5 protein-coding genes, 1 tRNA gene and 1 rRNA gene are annotated in these 13664 nt (G+C 68.9%); 1 reads left to right on the top strand and 6 read right to left on the bottom strand.

The features are described 5' to 3' along the window. Nucleotides 1-166: 166 nt before the first annotated feature. The 3 genes from ACGFY9_RS10835 to ACGFY9_RS10845 all read right to left on the bottom strand — a co-directional run bounded on the left by ACGFY9_RS10835 (nucleotide 167) and on the right by ACGFY9_RS10845 (nucleotide 9446). On the bottom strand, nucleotides 167-2890 hold the full coding sequence (locus ACGFY9_RS10835; RefSeq protein ID WP_393753361.1) for a DNA translocase FtsK: 2724 nt from the start codon (nucleotides 2888-2890) through the stop codon (nucleotides 167-169). Nucleotides 2891-3013: 123 nt separating this feature from the next. Beyond that, nucleotides 3014-3697, bottom strand: a complete 684-nt coding sequence (locus ACGFY9_RS10840; protein WP_033287121.1) for a two-component system response regulator — start codon at nucleotides 3695-3697, stop codon at nucleotides 3014-3016. A gap of 286 nt (nucleotides 3698-3983) precedes the next feature. Continuing rightward, on the bottom strand, nucleotides 3984-9446 hold the full coding sequence (locus tag ACGFY9_RS10845) for a HAMP domain-containing protein (RefSeq protein WP_393753362.1): 5463 nt from the start codon (nucleotides 9444-9446) through the stop codon (nucleotides 3984-3986). Nucleotides 9447-9825: 379 nt separating this feature from the next. Here ACGFY9_RS10845 and ACGFY9_RS10850 point away from each other — a divergent pair, with 379 nt between their 5' ends. Further along, nucleotides 9826-12576 carry a SpoIIE family protein phosphatase gene (locus ACGFY9_RS10850; RefSeq protein ID WP_393753363.1) on the top strand — a complete coding sequence of 917 codons (2751 nt, stop codon included), beginning with the start codon at nucleotides 9826-9828 and terminating at the stop codon, nucleotides 12574-12576. A gap of 54 nt (nucleotides 12577-12630) precedes the next feature. Here the strand turns inward: ACGFY9_RS10850 and ACGFY9_RS10855 are convergent. The 3 genes from ACGFY9_RS10855 to rrf form a co-directional block, all read right to left on the bottom strand. After that, nucleotides 12631-12706: transfer RNA gene (locus tag ACGFY9_RS10855), tRNA-Thr, on the bottom strand. 95 nt (nucleotides 12707-12801) lie between these two features. Continuing rightward, nucleotides 12802-13464, bottom strand: a complete 663-nt coding sequence (locus ACGFY9_RS10860) for a DegT/DnrJ/EryC1/StrS family aminotransferase (protein ID WP_393753392.1) — start codon at nucleotides 13462-13464, stop codon at nucleotides 12802-12804. A 113-nt stretch (nucleotides 13465-13577) separates the two neighbouring features. Continuing rightward, nucleotides 13578-13664, bottom strand: a 5S ribosomal RNA gene (gene rrf, locus ACGFY9_RS10865); the annotation flags it as partial.

Genomic DNA, 13664 nt, shown 5'->3' on the forward strand with positions numbered 1-13664 from the left:
TCGGTATGGCCGGACAGCCCGATGGCGAGCCAGACACGGACCCCATGGTGGGAGCCCGATCTGTCTTCTCGCTCAACTTGACGTACGGCAAAGGGAAACGGTTGCCCGACGATCTCTAACGGGTGAGTCACGGTCGCATCCTTTCGGCGGACCTTTCGGTTGACGCCTACCCTTCAGACTCCCCGCGGATCACCGCGAGCACGCCATCCAGTTCGTCAGCCTTCACAAGAACGTCACGCGCCTTGGATCCCTCGCTGGGTCCGACGATGCCCCGGGACTCCATGAGGTCCATGAGCCGCCCGGCCTTGGCGAAGCCGACGCGCAGTTTGCGCTGGAGCATCGAGGTGGACCCGAACTGCGTGGACACGACCAGCTCGGCCGCCTGGCACAGCAGGTCGAGGTCGTCGCCGATCTCCTCGTCGACCTCCTTCTTCTGCTTGGTGCCCACGGTGACGTCCTCCCGGAAGACCGGGGTCATCTGGTCCTTGCAGTGCTGCACGACGGCGTGGATCTCGTCCTCGGTGACGAACGCGCCCTGCATACGGGTGGGCTTGTTCTGACCCATCGGCAGGTACAGCCCGTCACCCTTGCCGATGAGCTTCTCGGCGCCGGGCTGGTCGAGGATGACCCGTGAGTCGGCGAGGGACGAGGTGGCGAACGCCAGCCTGGAGGGCACGTTCGCCTTGATCAGACCGGTGACGACATCGACGGACGGCCGCTGCGTCGCGAGCACCAGGTGGATGCCGGCCGCACGCGCGAGCTGTGTGATGCGCACGATCGAGTCCTCGACGTCCCGCGGCGCGACCATCATCAGGTCGGCGAGCTCGTCGACGATCACCAGGAGGTACGGATAGGTCTTGAGCTCCCGCTCGCTGCCCTCCGGAGTCTTCAGTTTGCCGTCGCGGATGGCCTGGTTGAAGTCGTCGATGTGCCGGTACCCGAAGGCCGCGAGGTCGTCATACCTGAGGTCCATCTCGCGTACGACCCACTGGAGCGCCTCGGCGGCCCTCTTCGGGTTGGTGATGATGGGCGTGATCAGGTGCGGGATGCCTTCGTAGGCGGTCAGTTCGACGCGCTTGGGGTCGACGAGGACCATACGGACGTCCTCGGGGGTCGCACGGCACATGATCGACGTGATCAGGCAGTTGATGCAGGACGACTTGCCCGAGCCGGTGGCACCGGCGACCAGGATGTGCGGCATCTTCGCCATGTTGGCCATGACGTAACCGCCCTCGACGTCCTTGCCGAGCGCCACGAGCATCGGGTGATCGTCCTCGGCCGCGTCCGCGAGGCGCAGGACGTCGCCGACGTTGACCATCTCGCGGTCCGTGTTCGGGATCTCGATGCCGACCGCCGACTTGCCGGGGATCGGGCTGATGATCCGCACGTCGGGGCTGGCGACGGCGTAGGCGATGTTCTTGGTGAGGGCGGTGATCCGCTCGACCTTGACGGCGGGGCCGAGCTCCACCTCGTAGCGCGTGACCGTGGGCCCGCGCGTGAAGCCGGTGACGGCGGCGTCGACCTTGAACTCGGAGAAGACGTTCGTCAGTGAGGCGACCACGGCGTCGTTCGCGGCGCTGCGCGCCTTGCCGGGGCCCCCGCGCGTGAGGAGGTCGAGCGAGGGCAGCGCGTACGTGATGTCGCCGGACAGCTGGAGCTGCTCGGCCCGCGGCGGCAGGTCGCGCATCTCCTCCGGGGGCGCCTTGGTCAGGTCCGCCACGACACGCTCGACCGGATCGGCCTTGAGCTTCTCCTGCTTGGGGCGCGCGGCGGGGGCCGGGACGGGCGTCGGGGTGGTGTCCTCGCGGTCTCCCCCGACCCGTACACCCTGGGTGAGGTCGGCGACGATCGGCGAGGGCGGCATGCCGTGCAGGACGGCCCCGTCGAGCGCGGCTGCGGCGGCCGCTGCGACGTCCACGGCGTCCATGGGGCGGTTCATGTCGGGCTGGGGCACGGCGGAGCGCCTGGGGCGGCTCCGGCGCTTGGAGAGGGCGTCCTGCTCGGCGCTGTTGGGGTCGTACGCCTCGGGGGCGCTCCCGCGCTTACGGGGGCGGGCGGGCAGCGCCTCGCGCCACTGCTCGTCGTAGCGCTCGTCGTCCTCGCCGACGAACTCGTCCTCGTCGTCGTAGTCGTGGACGATGCCCAGCTTCACGCCGAGCAGCCGCAGGCGCTGCGGGATGGCGTTGACGGGTGTGGCCGTGACGACCAGCAGCCCGAAGACCGTGAGCAGCACGAGCAGGGGTACGGCGAGGACCTCGCCCATCGTGTACGTCAGCGGGGTGGCCGCGGCCCAGCCGATGAGGCCGCCTGCGTCTCTTATGGCCTGCATGCCGTCGCTGCGCGCGGGCGCGCCGCAGGCGATGTGGACCTGGCCGAGCACGCCGATGACGAGCGCGGACAGGCCGATCACGATGCGGCCGTTGGCCTCGGGCTTCTCGGGGTGCCGGATGAAGCGCACGGCGATCACCGCGAGCAGTATCGGCACGAGCAGGTCGAGCCGGCCGAAGGCGCCGGTCACCAGGATCTCGACGAGGTCGCCGACCGGGCCGCGCAGATCGGCCCAGGTGCCTGCGGCGACGATCAGCGCGAGGCCGAACAGCAGCAGCGCGACGCCGTCCTTGCGGTGGGCCGGGTCCAAGTTCTTCGCGCCCTGCCCTATCCCGCGGAACACCGCGCCGACGGCGTGCGCGGTACCGAGCCAGACGGCGCGCACGAGCTTGACGATGCCCCCGGTGGGGCTGGGCGCCGGCTTGGGCGCCGGGCGGGCGGTCTTCTTGACGGCCGCCTTCTTCGCGGGGGCCCTTTTCGCAGCGGCCTTCTTCGCCGGAGCCTTCGCCGGAGCAGCCCTCTTGGCGGGCTGCTTCTTGGCTGCGGAGGGACGTGAGGCCATAGGTGTGAGGTTACCTGTGGAGACGGCAGCGGACACGTGTGCCCACTGCTTCACCCGTTCGTGTCGCCCGTACGAGACCGGGAACTGACGCCCGCTCACGCACAACTGCGCCCGCGGCGGACGTCAGTTCTGCGACGGGACCGAAGGCGCTCCGCTGCCCGTGCCCGGCTCCAGGGCGTCGAGTGCCCTGCGCAGCCCGGTGAGTTTGCGTTCGAGATGAGCCGCGGTCGCTACGGCCGCCGCGTCCGCCGACTCGTCGTCGAGCTGCTTCGACAGCGCCTCGGCCTGTTCCTCCACGGCCGCGAGCCGCGCCGACAGCTCGGCGAGCAGTCCGGCCGGTTCCTTCGCCGCACCGGCCGCGGGCTTGCCGCCGCCCTCCAACTGGAGCCGCAGCAGCGCCGCCTGCTCCCGCAACTGGCAGTTCTTCATGTAGAGCTCGACGAAGACCGAGACCTTCGCGCGCAGCACCCACGGGTCGAACGGCTTGGAGATGTAGTCGACCGCGCCCGCCGCGTAACCCCGGAAGGTGTGGTGCGGGCCGTGGTTGATCGCGGTGAGGAAGATGATCGGGATGTCCCGGGTCCGCTCCCGTCGCTTGATGTGCGCGGCGGTCTCGAAACCGTCCATGCCCGGCATCTGGACGTCCAGCAGAATGACCGCGAAGTCGTCCGTCAGCAGTGCCTTGAGCGCTTCCTCCCCGGACGATGCCCGAACCAGTGTCTGATCGAGCGCAGAGAGGATGGCCTCCAGCGCCAGCAGATTCTCCGGCCGGTCATCGACCAGGAGGATCTTGGCCTTCTGCACCATGGCCCGCCCTCCTCGCCCCGGATGTGCACCGGGCGCCGCCCCAGGGGACGACTCTCTTGCGCCGTCCGTCCTTGTGCCGGTCATGGTAGCCGCACCCCGCCTGTCGCCACACCCTGTCACCGTGATGTCACTGTGCACGTAGCAGAAACGCAGCGGGAGACCAGAAGGTTCCCCGAATCCCGTGCTTCTACACGGCTCCGGGCACACTGAGTCAGCAACTCCGCGTGGCCACCGGACGTTCCCCGCACCGTTCCCACTGCTTTCCCGTCAAGTCCGGTCGTTTCCTTCACTCCGCGCGCATCCACTGCTCCATCACCGCCAGCAGGTGATCGGGATCGACCGGCTTGGTGACGTAGTCCGAGGCTCCGGACTCGATCGCCTTCTCCCGGTCGCCCTTCATCGCCTTCGCGGTCAGCGCGATGATCGGCAGCCCGGCGAACTGGGGCATCCTGCGGATCGCGGTCGTCGTCGCGTATCCGTCCATCTCGGGCATCATGATGTCCATCAGAACGACCGTCACATCGTCGTGCTGCTCCAGGACTTCGATGCCCTCACGGCCGTTCTCCGCGTACAGCACGGACAGACCGTGCTGCTCCAGGACGCTGGTCAGCGCGAACACGTTGCGGATGTCGTCGTCGACGATCAGCACCTTCTCCCCGCCGAACCGGATGCCCCGGCGCGACGGCGGCGGCGACTCCGGAGCCGCCCACTGGTCCCGTACGGTCTGCCCCAGCTGGGTGGACTGCTCGACGGCCCTGCGACGGCGCCTGAAGAGCGCGGCGGCACCGTTCTGCGTCTCGTGGTACGACTTCACCTCGGCCGGCGTCTCGAAGTCCACCTCGCTCCGCTCCGAGAGCTCGGCGAGTTCCGCCGCCGACGCCACCAGGTCGCCCGCCTCCAGCGCGGGCAGCTGCTGGTAGCCCTGCGGGGGCAGTTCGCTCGGGTGCAGCGGCAAATACAGCGTGAACGTCGAGCCGCGTCCCGGTTCGCTCTGCGCGTGGATCTCACCGCCGAGCAGCTGCGCGATCTCCCGGGAGATCGACAACCCGAGGCCCGTGCCGCCGTACTTGCGACTGGTCGTACCGTCGGCCTGCTTGAACGCCTCGAAGATGACCCGCATCTTGCTCCCGGCGATTCCGATCCCGGTGTCGGTCACCGAGAACGCGATCAGGCCCGCGTCCGCGTCCCGCAGTGAACCGGCTTCCAGGAGCTGCTCCCGGATCGCCACCGGCACATCCGCGCCGGCCGGCCGGATGACCAGCTCGACCGCCCCGGAGTCGGTGAACTTCACCGCGTTGGACAGCAGGTTGCGCAGCACCTGGAGGAGGCGCTGTTCGTCGGTGTGCAGCGTGGCGGGCAGTTCCGGCGACACCCGCACGGAGAGGTCGAGGCCCTTCTCCGCGGTCAGCGGGCGGAAAGTGGCCTCTACGTAGTCGACGAGTTGGACGAGCGCGATCCGCGTCGGGGAGACGTCCATCTTGCCCGCCTCGACCTTCGACAGGTCCAGGATGTCGTTGATCAGCTGGAGCAGGTCGGACCCCGCGCCATGGATCGTCTCGGCGAACTCGACCTGCTTCGGGGAGAGGTTCCCCTCCGCGTTGTCGGCGAGCAGCTTGGCCAGGATCAGCAGCGAGTTGAGCGGTGTGCGCAGTTCGTGCGACATGTTCGCGAGGAACTCGCTCTTGTAGCGCATCGACACCGCGAGCTGCTCGGCGCGCTCCTCCAGGACCTGCCGCGCCTCCTCGATCTCGGTGTTCTTGACCTCGATGTCGCGGTTCTGCTGGGCCAGCAGCTCGGCCTTCTCCTCCAGTTCGGCGTTGGACGACTGGAGTGCCTTCTGCCGGTTCTCCAACTCGGCCGACCGCTCCCGGAGTTGCTCGGTCAGCTCCTGCGACTGCTTCAGCAGCACCTCCGTCTTGGTGTTGACGGAGATGGTGTTGACGCTGGTCGCGATCATCTCGGCGATCTGGTTGAGGAAGTCCTTCTGGATGTGCGTGAAGGGCGTGAAGGAGGCCAGCTCGATGATGCCGAGCACCTTCCCCTCGAACAGCACCGGCAGCACGATCACCTGCGCGGGCGGCGCCTCCCCGAGCCCCGAGGAGATCTTCAGATAGCCGCTGGGCGCGTTCTCCACGAGGATCGTGCGCCGCTCCTGGGCGGCCGTCCCGATCAGCGCCTCACCGGGCCTGAACGAGGTCGGCATGGAACCCATGGAGTAGCCGTACGACCCGAGCATGCGCAGTTCGTACGCGTCCTCGCCCTCGGCGTCCGCCAGGGGCAGCGCGAGGAAGAACGCGCCGTGCTGCGCGGAGACCACCGGCGTCAGCTCGCTCATGATCAGCGAGGCGACGTCGTCCAGGTCGCGGCGGCCCTGCATCAGCGCGGAGATGCGGGCGAGGTTGCCCTTGAGCCAGTCCTGCTCCTTGTTGGCGATCGTGGTGTCGCGCAGGTTGGCGATCATCTTGTTGATGTAGTCCTGCAGTTCCTGGATCTCGCCCGCCGCGTCGACGTCGATCTTCAGGTTCAGGTCGCCGCGGGTCACCGCGGTCGCCACGCGCGCGATGGCACGCACCTGCCGGGTCAGGTTCCCGGCCATCTCGTTCACCGACTCGGTGAGGTCGCGCCAGGTGCCGTCGACGTCACGCACGCGTGCCTGACCGCCCAGCTGGCCCTCGGTGCCCACCTCGCGGGCGACCCGGGTGACCTCCTCGGCGAACGACGACAGCTGATCGACCATCGTGTTGATCGTCGTCTTCAGTTCGAGGATCTCGCCGCGGGCGTCGATGTCGATCTTCTTGGTCAGGTCGCCCTTGGCGATGGCCGTGGTGACCATCGCGATGTTGCGCACCTGACCGGTCAGGTTGGACGCCATCCCGTTCACGGACTCGGTGAGGTCCTTCCACGTGCCGGCCACACCGGGCACGCGCGCCTGACCGCCGAGGATGCCGTCCGTGCCCACCTCGCGGGCCACCTTGGTGACCTGGTCGGCGAACGAACTCAGCGTCTTCACCATGGTGTTGAAGGTGTCGGCGAGCTGCGCGACCTCGCCGCGCGCCTCGATCGTCACCGTCCGCGTCAGGTCGCCGTTGGCGACGGCCGCCGCGACCTGGGAGATGTTCCGCACCTGCATGGTCAGGTTGTTGGCCATCAGGTTGACGTTGCCGCTGAGGTCCTTCCAGATGCCCGTGACACCCGGCACGTGCGCCTGGCCGCCCAGGATGCCCTCGGTGCCCACCTCGCGGGCCACCCGGGTCACCTGCTCGGCGAACGACGACAGCTGATCGACCATGGTGTTGACGGTCGTGACGAGTTCGAGGATCTCGCCCTTGGCGTCGACGGTGATCTTCTTGGAGAGGTCGCCCTTGGCGACGGCGGTCGTGACCTCGGCGATCTGGCGCACCTGGATGGTCAGGTTGTTCGCCATGAAGTTCACCGACTGCGTGAGGTCCTTCCAGGTGCCGGAGACACCCTGCACCTCGGCCTGACCGCCCAACTGCCCCTCGGTGCCCACCTCGCGGGCCACGCGCGTGACCTCCTCCGCGAACGAGGACAGCTGGTCGACCATCGTGTTCAGGGTGTTCTTCAGCTCCAGGATCTCCCCGCGCGCGTCCACGGTGATCTTCTGGGACAGGTCACCCCGGGCCACCGCGGTCGCGACCTGCGCGATGTTGCGGACCTGGGCGGTGAGGTTGCCGGCCATGCCGTTCACCGAGTCGGTCAGGTCGCGCCACACACCGGCGACGCCGGGCACCTGCGCCTGCCCGCCCAGGCGGCCTTCCGTGCCCACCTCGCGGGCGACCCGGGTCACCTGGTCGGCGAAGGCCGACAGCTGGTCGACCATCGTGTTGATGGTGTTCTTCAGCTCCAGGATCTCGCCGCGCGCGTCCACGTCGATCTTCTGGGACAGGTCGCCCTGGGCCACCGCCGTGGTCACCTGGGCGATGTTGCGCACCTGGGAGGTCAGGTTCCCGGCCATCGAGTTGACGGAGTCGGTGAGTTCCTTCCAGGTGCCCGAGACGCCGTCCACGCGCGCCTGGCCGCCGAGCCGGCCCTCGGTGCCCACGTCACGCGCCATCCGGGTCACCTGGTCGGCGAACGACGACAGCTGGTCCACCATCGTGTTGACGGTGTTCTTCAACTGAAGCATCTCGCCGGACACGTCGACGGTGACCTTCTGCGACAGGTCACCGTTGGCCACGGCCGTCGTCACCTGCGCGATGTTCCTCACCTGTCCGGTGAGGTTGCGGAACGCCGTGTTGACGGAGTCCGTCAGGTCCTTCCACGTCCCGGCAGCGCCCGGCACCTGTGCCTGGCCGCCCAGTTCGCCCTCGACACCGATCTCGCGCGCCACGCGCGTGACCTCGGCACCGAACGAGGACAGCTGGTCCACCATCCCGTTGACGGTGTTCTTCAGTTCCAGCATCTCGCCGGCCACGTTCACGGTGACCTTCTGGGACAGGTCACCGCTCGCCACGGCGGTCGTCACGGCGGCGATGTCCCGCACCTGGATCGTCAGGTTCCGGAAGACCGTGTTCACCGAATCGGTGAGGTCCTTCCACGTTCCCGCCGCACCCGGCACGTTCGCCTGCCCGCCGAGCTGCCCCTCGGCACCGACCTCGTTGGCCACGCGCGTGACCTCGTCCGCGAACGTACGCAGCGTCTCGGTCATCTGGTTGATCGTCTCGGCGAGCTGGGCGACCTCGCCCCGCGCCGACACGGTCACCTTCTGCGACAGGTCACCGTTGGCGACCGCCGTCGTCACCTGCGCGATCCCGCGCACCTGGGCCGTGAGGTTGCCGGCCATGATGTTCACCGAGTCGGTGAGGTCCTTCCACACCCCGGCCACACCCGGCACCTGCGCCTGGCCGCCCAGCTCGCCCTCGGTGCCCACCTCACGGGCGACTCGCGTCACCTCGGAGGAGAACGACGACAGCTGGTCCACCATCGTGTTGACGGTGTTCTTGAGCTCCAGCATCTCGCCGGCGACATGGACCGTGACCTTCCGTGACAGGTCACCCTTGGCGACCGCCGTGGTCACCAGCGCGATGTCCCGCACCTGGGCCGTCAGCCGGTACGCCATCGTGTTGACCGACTCCGTGAGGTCCTTCCACGAGCCGGACATGCCACGCACGCGTGCCTGCCCGCCCAGCTTGCCCTCGGTGCCCACCTCGCTGGCCACACGCGTGACCTCGTCGGTGAACGTCGACAGCTGGTCGACCAGGTTGTTGACGGTCCGCCCGACCTTCAGGAACTCCCCGCGGAGCGGATGCCCGGTCCCGTCCGGCGCCTGCGTCCGCAGCTCCATGCGCGGCGACAGATCACCCTCGGCCACCGCGGACAGCACCCGTCCGACCTCGGAGACGGGCCGTACGAGGTCGTCCACGAGCGCGTTGGAGGCATCGATGGCCGAGGCCCAGGAACCCTCGCAGGCGCCCGTCTCCAGCCGCTCCGTGAGCTTTCCCTCACGGCCCACCATGCGCCGCACCCGGGACAGCTCGCCCGTAAGGTGCAGATTGCGGTCGGCCACCTCGTTGAACACGGCGGCGATCTCCGACATCACGCCGTCGCCGGACACCGTGAGCCGCTTGCGGAAGTTCCCGTCCCGCATGGAGACCAGAGCCGTCAGCAGCCGGTCCAAGGAGGCCGCGTCCACCTCCGTGGTCCCATTGCGCGGTTTGCGCTGGTTCTTCAGGGACTGTCCGCCTTTCGCGCGCGTCTTAGTGCCCCGCGTCGCTGCGCCAGACTCCACTGTGTCCCTCCCGCAGGGGTCGACCGTTACCGCTGTGCCGGTGTGCAACTGCTCGGCGTATCAGGTTCCGCCGCGTATCTCTGCCCGGTTTACCTGGCTTCAACAAGGTGTGGTGTCCTCCATCTGCAGAAGACACCCGGCCTGCCCGGACCTTCACCAGAATCCTGCCCAGTGTTTCACCCTGCCTGAACCAGGCCATAACAGTTCGGCAGCTTCGCACACGGTCCGCACACCCTGAGGACGGAAACACTGCGGACCGGCATCCGCATGGACGGTGAAGGTAAGTAACCTTGCATGCGGCTGTCCAGCCGCGCCGGTCCCGTCCGGCCTGGGCGGTGGCACGAGCACGAGCGGGCAGGCATCGGAGGGGCACCGCACCATGACCACCGGACTGCATCCTGGGGGAACGCCCCAGGATCCCCCGCCGACCGGAAACCAGCCGGTGCCCCGGCAGGCGCCGATCGGCCATGGTGACCTGCCCGCCGACAACAGGCCGAGGAGTTCTGTGATCACCGCGCGCGCGGCCGCCAGCTTCGAGCCCGTCGGACGATCGGTCGCCACCGCGCGGTCCTTCGTCCGCGACACCCTGCAGGGCTGGGGCTTCGCCGACATCATCGACGACGCCGTGGTCCTCACCAGCGAGCTGGTGACCAACGCCGTGGTCCACGCGGGCACGGCCGCGGATGTTCTGTGCCTACGGAGTGACGACGGCGTGAGAATCGAGGTCGCCGATCACTACCCGGAGCGCGAGATCCCCCTCCAGGGGGCCGCGATCAGCATGAGCAGCCCCGACCGCGAGGGCGGCCGCGGCCTCCAGCTGTGCGCGGCCCTGGCCAGCCGCTGGGGCGTCGACTACACGCCCACGAAGAAGCTGGTCTGGTTCCAACTCGACCTCCCCGCCCGCCCGGTGGGCACCCGCGCGGCCGGCCCGTCCCTGCCGGCCGCCCTGCTCCCGCTCGCCGACGGCAGGGTCCGCGTCGCGGTCGTCCAGATCGACCGTACGGGCTCCATCGCGTCCTGGAACGAGGACGCCGAGGAACTCTTCGGCTACGCCGCCGAGCAGGTCACCGGCAAGCCCCTCACCGACCTCGCCGCCTGGCCGCACACCCCGGGCACCAGCACCGGCATCGCCGAGGCCCTCCGCCTCTCCCGCTGGGAGGGCACCTACGGCATCCGCGGCGCCAACGGCCGGGTGACCCCGGTCTACGCCTCCCACCTCCGCGTCCGCGACACGGACGGCGAGCCGTCAACCGTGTGCCTCCTGGTGAGGGACCACGAACGCGCGGTTCTGCAGACCCCGTTGCGCGGCCCCGCCCCCGACGCGGCGTCCACTCCGGACGGTCAGAACACCGACCCCTTCGAGGTGTTCATCGGCTCCCCCGCGCCGGACGACCTCGACGGCCTCCTCCAGCGCACGGTCGAGCGCGCCCGCGACATGCTCGACGGCGACTCCGCCTTCCTCCTCCTCGCGACCGACGACGAAACGGAGTTGGAGGTCCGCGCCTCCACCGGCCTGCCCTCCGCCCGCCAGCGCTTCGCGCGCGTGCCCGTCGAGGCGGGTCCCGGACGCTACGGCTCCGCCCGCATGCCGGCCGTCCACGAGGACCTCCAGGCCGTCCCGGGCGCCGTACCGCTCCTCAGCGGCACCGGAATGCGCTCGGTCGTGACGGTCCCCCTGAAGGTGGAGGGCCGCCTCACCGGCTCCCTGGGAGTGGCCGCCGAAGGCCCCAACAAGTACTCGAACGAAGAAGCGCTACGCCTCCAATTCGCCGCGGACCGCATCGCGTTGGCGGTCGAATCGGCCCGCCTGGGCGAACTGGAACGCCTGCGCCGCGGCTCCCTCAGCTTCCTGGTCGAGGCCTCCGACCTCCTCGCGGGCACCCTGGACCGCGACCAGACCCTGGCCCTGATGGCCCAGATGACGGTCCCGACCCTCGCGACCTGGTGCGCGGTCTACACGATCGCCGACCAGGCCTCGGACCCGTACCTCTCGTACGTCCTCCACGAGGACGAGGAACTCATCGACGGCATCAAGTCGTTGCTCTCGAAGATCGCCCCTCCGGACCCGGTCCCCACCCCTGGCGCCCGCGTCTGGGCCGCCCCCGCCGAGGCCGCCCACCAGGCCGCCCTGCGCACCTCCATGCGCAGCCTCGGCCTCGGCGAACCCACCCGCCGCGTCAGCTCGGGCATCGGCCCAACTCTCGCCACGGCTTCGGCAGTCGGCGGCGAGACGGTCGTTCTCCCCCTCGTCGCCCGCAACCGCGTCATCGGCATGCTGACCCTCGGCAAGCCCACCGACGAACACTTCCGCCAGGAAATCCTGGAACTGGCCGAGGACTTGAGCCGACGGGCCGCCCTCGCCCTCGACAACGCCCGCCTGTACTCGGAGCGCACGGCCATCAGCCAGTCCCTCCAGCGCAGCCTCCTGCCCCCCGACCTCCCGCACATCGAGGGCGTCGAGGTCGAGGTCATCTACCGCGCGGCCGGCGAGGGCAACGAAGTAGGCGGCGACTTCTACGACCTCTTCCCCATCCGAGACGGCGTCTACGGCTTCGCCATCGGCGACGTCTGCGGCACCGGCCCCGAGGCGGCGGCGGTCACCGGCCTGGCCCGCCACGCCCTCCGCCTGCTCGCCAGGGAGGGCTTCGGCGGCCCCGCGGTCCTGGAGCGCCTCAACTCCGCGATCCTCGACGAGGGAGCCCGCAGCCGCTTCCTGACGCTCCTCTACGGCGAGTTGTGGCCCCAGGAGGACGGCAGCGCCGAACTGAAGGTGGTCTGCGCCGGCCACCCCCTCCCGCTCCGCCTACGCCAGGACGGCACGGTCGAACCGGCCGCCGAACCCCAGCCCCTCCTCGGCGTCATGGACGACCTGGAGCTCTACGAGCAGACGGTCACCCTCGATCCCGGAGACGTCCTCCTGTGCGTCACGGACGGCGTCACGGAACGCCGCGAGGGCACCCGCATGCTCGGCGACGACGGCCTCACCGACGTCCTCACGACCTGCACGGGCCTCACGGCGGGAGCCGTAGCGGCCCGCGTGATGCGCGCGGTCGAACGCTTCGCGTCGGACGCCCCCTCCGACGACATGGCCATCCTGGCGATGCGCGTCCCGGGCCTTCAGAAGGACTGACCGACCCCGAACACGCAGAAGGCCCCGCCCAATTGGGCGGGGCCTTCTGATGTCTGGAGCCCTCTAACGGAATCGAACCGTTGACCTTCTCCTTACCATGGAGACGCTCTACCGACTGAGCTAAGAGGGCCTGTCGCTTCCGCGAGGTTTTCCTCGCGGCAACGAAAAGAATCATACCCCGAACAGGCCCGTGCCCCCAACCACCGCCGCCGGACCCCGACTCGATCAGAAAGCGGGCTGCAACAGTCCCCCGAGCGCGTTGCACGCAGAAACGATCCGCTGCATCTCCCGCTTGGTCAACGAGGCGTCCACCGGCAGCGCCAGCGTCTCGTTCGCGGCCCGCTCGGTCTCCGGCAGAGCCACACACCGCCGGAACTCCGGCAGCCGATGCACAGGAGTCTTCACCGGTACCCGGCACTCAACTCCCCTACCGCGCACGGCCCGAGCGAAGGCGTCACGATCCGGCCGCCCGTTCCCCGGCACGCGCACGACGTACTGCTGGTAGGTGTGTCCGTCCCCACCATCGGGCGTCCGCACCCCACGCAACTTCGCATCCAGATAGGAGGCCCGCTCCCGCCGCTGAGCGACTTCGTCGTACGGCGCCTCGGACTCCCCCTGCTGCAACACCAGCAGCCCATGCCGCTGCCCGACCCCGAGCAACCGCCCGACATCAGCGGACCGACCGAATCGATGTACGACAACTATCGCTGCCGTACGCGGAGTTACGGCCGCTTCGACAGCGGACGCATCCAGGCAGTAGGTCACCGGATCTATGTCGGCGAACACCGGCAGCCCACCCGCGAGGGTGACGGCCTCGGCGACTTCCACGTTCCCGAACGCCGGCACGACGACCTCGTCACCGAGTCCGACGCCTGCGGCCCTGAGCATTGCAGCAGTACCCATGCTCGGATGGTGATTGCGCAACGTGAACTTCAAGTGACGCACAACAAAAAAGGGTTGGACCCCGAACCGAAGTTCAGGATCCAACCCTTTCAATATTTGTTCGGCGGCGTCCTACTCTCCCACAGGGTCCCCCCTGCAGTACCATCGGCGCTGTAAGGCTTAGCTTCCGGGTTCGGAATGTAACC

Origin of the sequence: Streptomyces sp. NPDC048504, assembly GCF_043200035.1 — a bacterium.
GTDB lineage: Bacteria > Actinomycetota > Actinomycetes > Streptomycetales > Streptomycetaceae > Streptomyces.

What these genes read in the sequence shown, in the direction of transcription:
- ACGFY9_RS10850 (WP_393753363.1), top strand. Translation starts at nt 9,826, where the DNA reads ATGACCACCGGACTGCATCCTGGGGGAACGCCCCAGGATCCCCCGCCG.
- ACGFY9_RS10860 (WP_393753392.1), bottom strand. Translation starts at nt 13,464, where the DNA reads ATGCTCAGGGCCGCAGGCGTCGGACTCGGTGACGAGGTCGTCGTGCCG.
- ACGFY9_RS10835 (WP_393753361.1), bottom strand. Translation starts at nt 2,890, where the DNA reads ATGGCCTCACGTCCCTCCGCAGCCAAGAAGCAGCCCGCCAAGAGGGCT.
- ACGFY9_RS10840 (WP_033287121.1), bottom strand. Translation starts at nt 3,697, where the DNA reads ATGGTGCAGAAGGCCAAGATCCTCCTGGTCGATGACCGGCCGGAGAAT.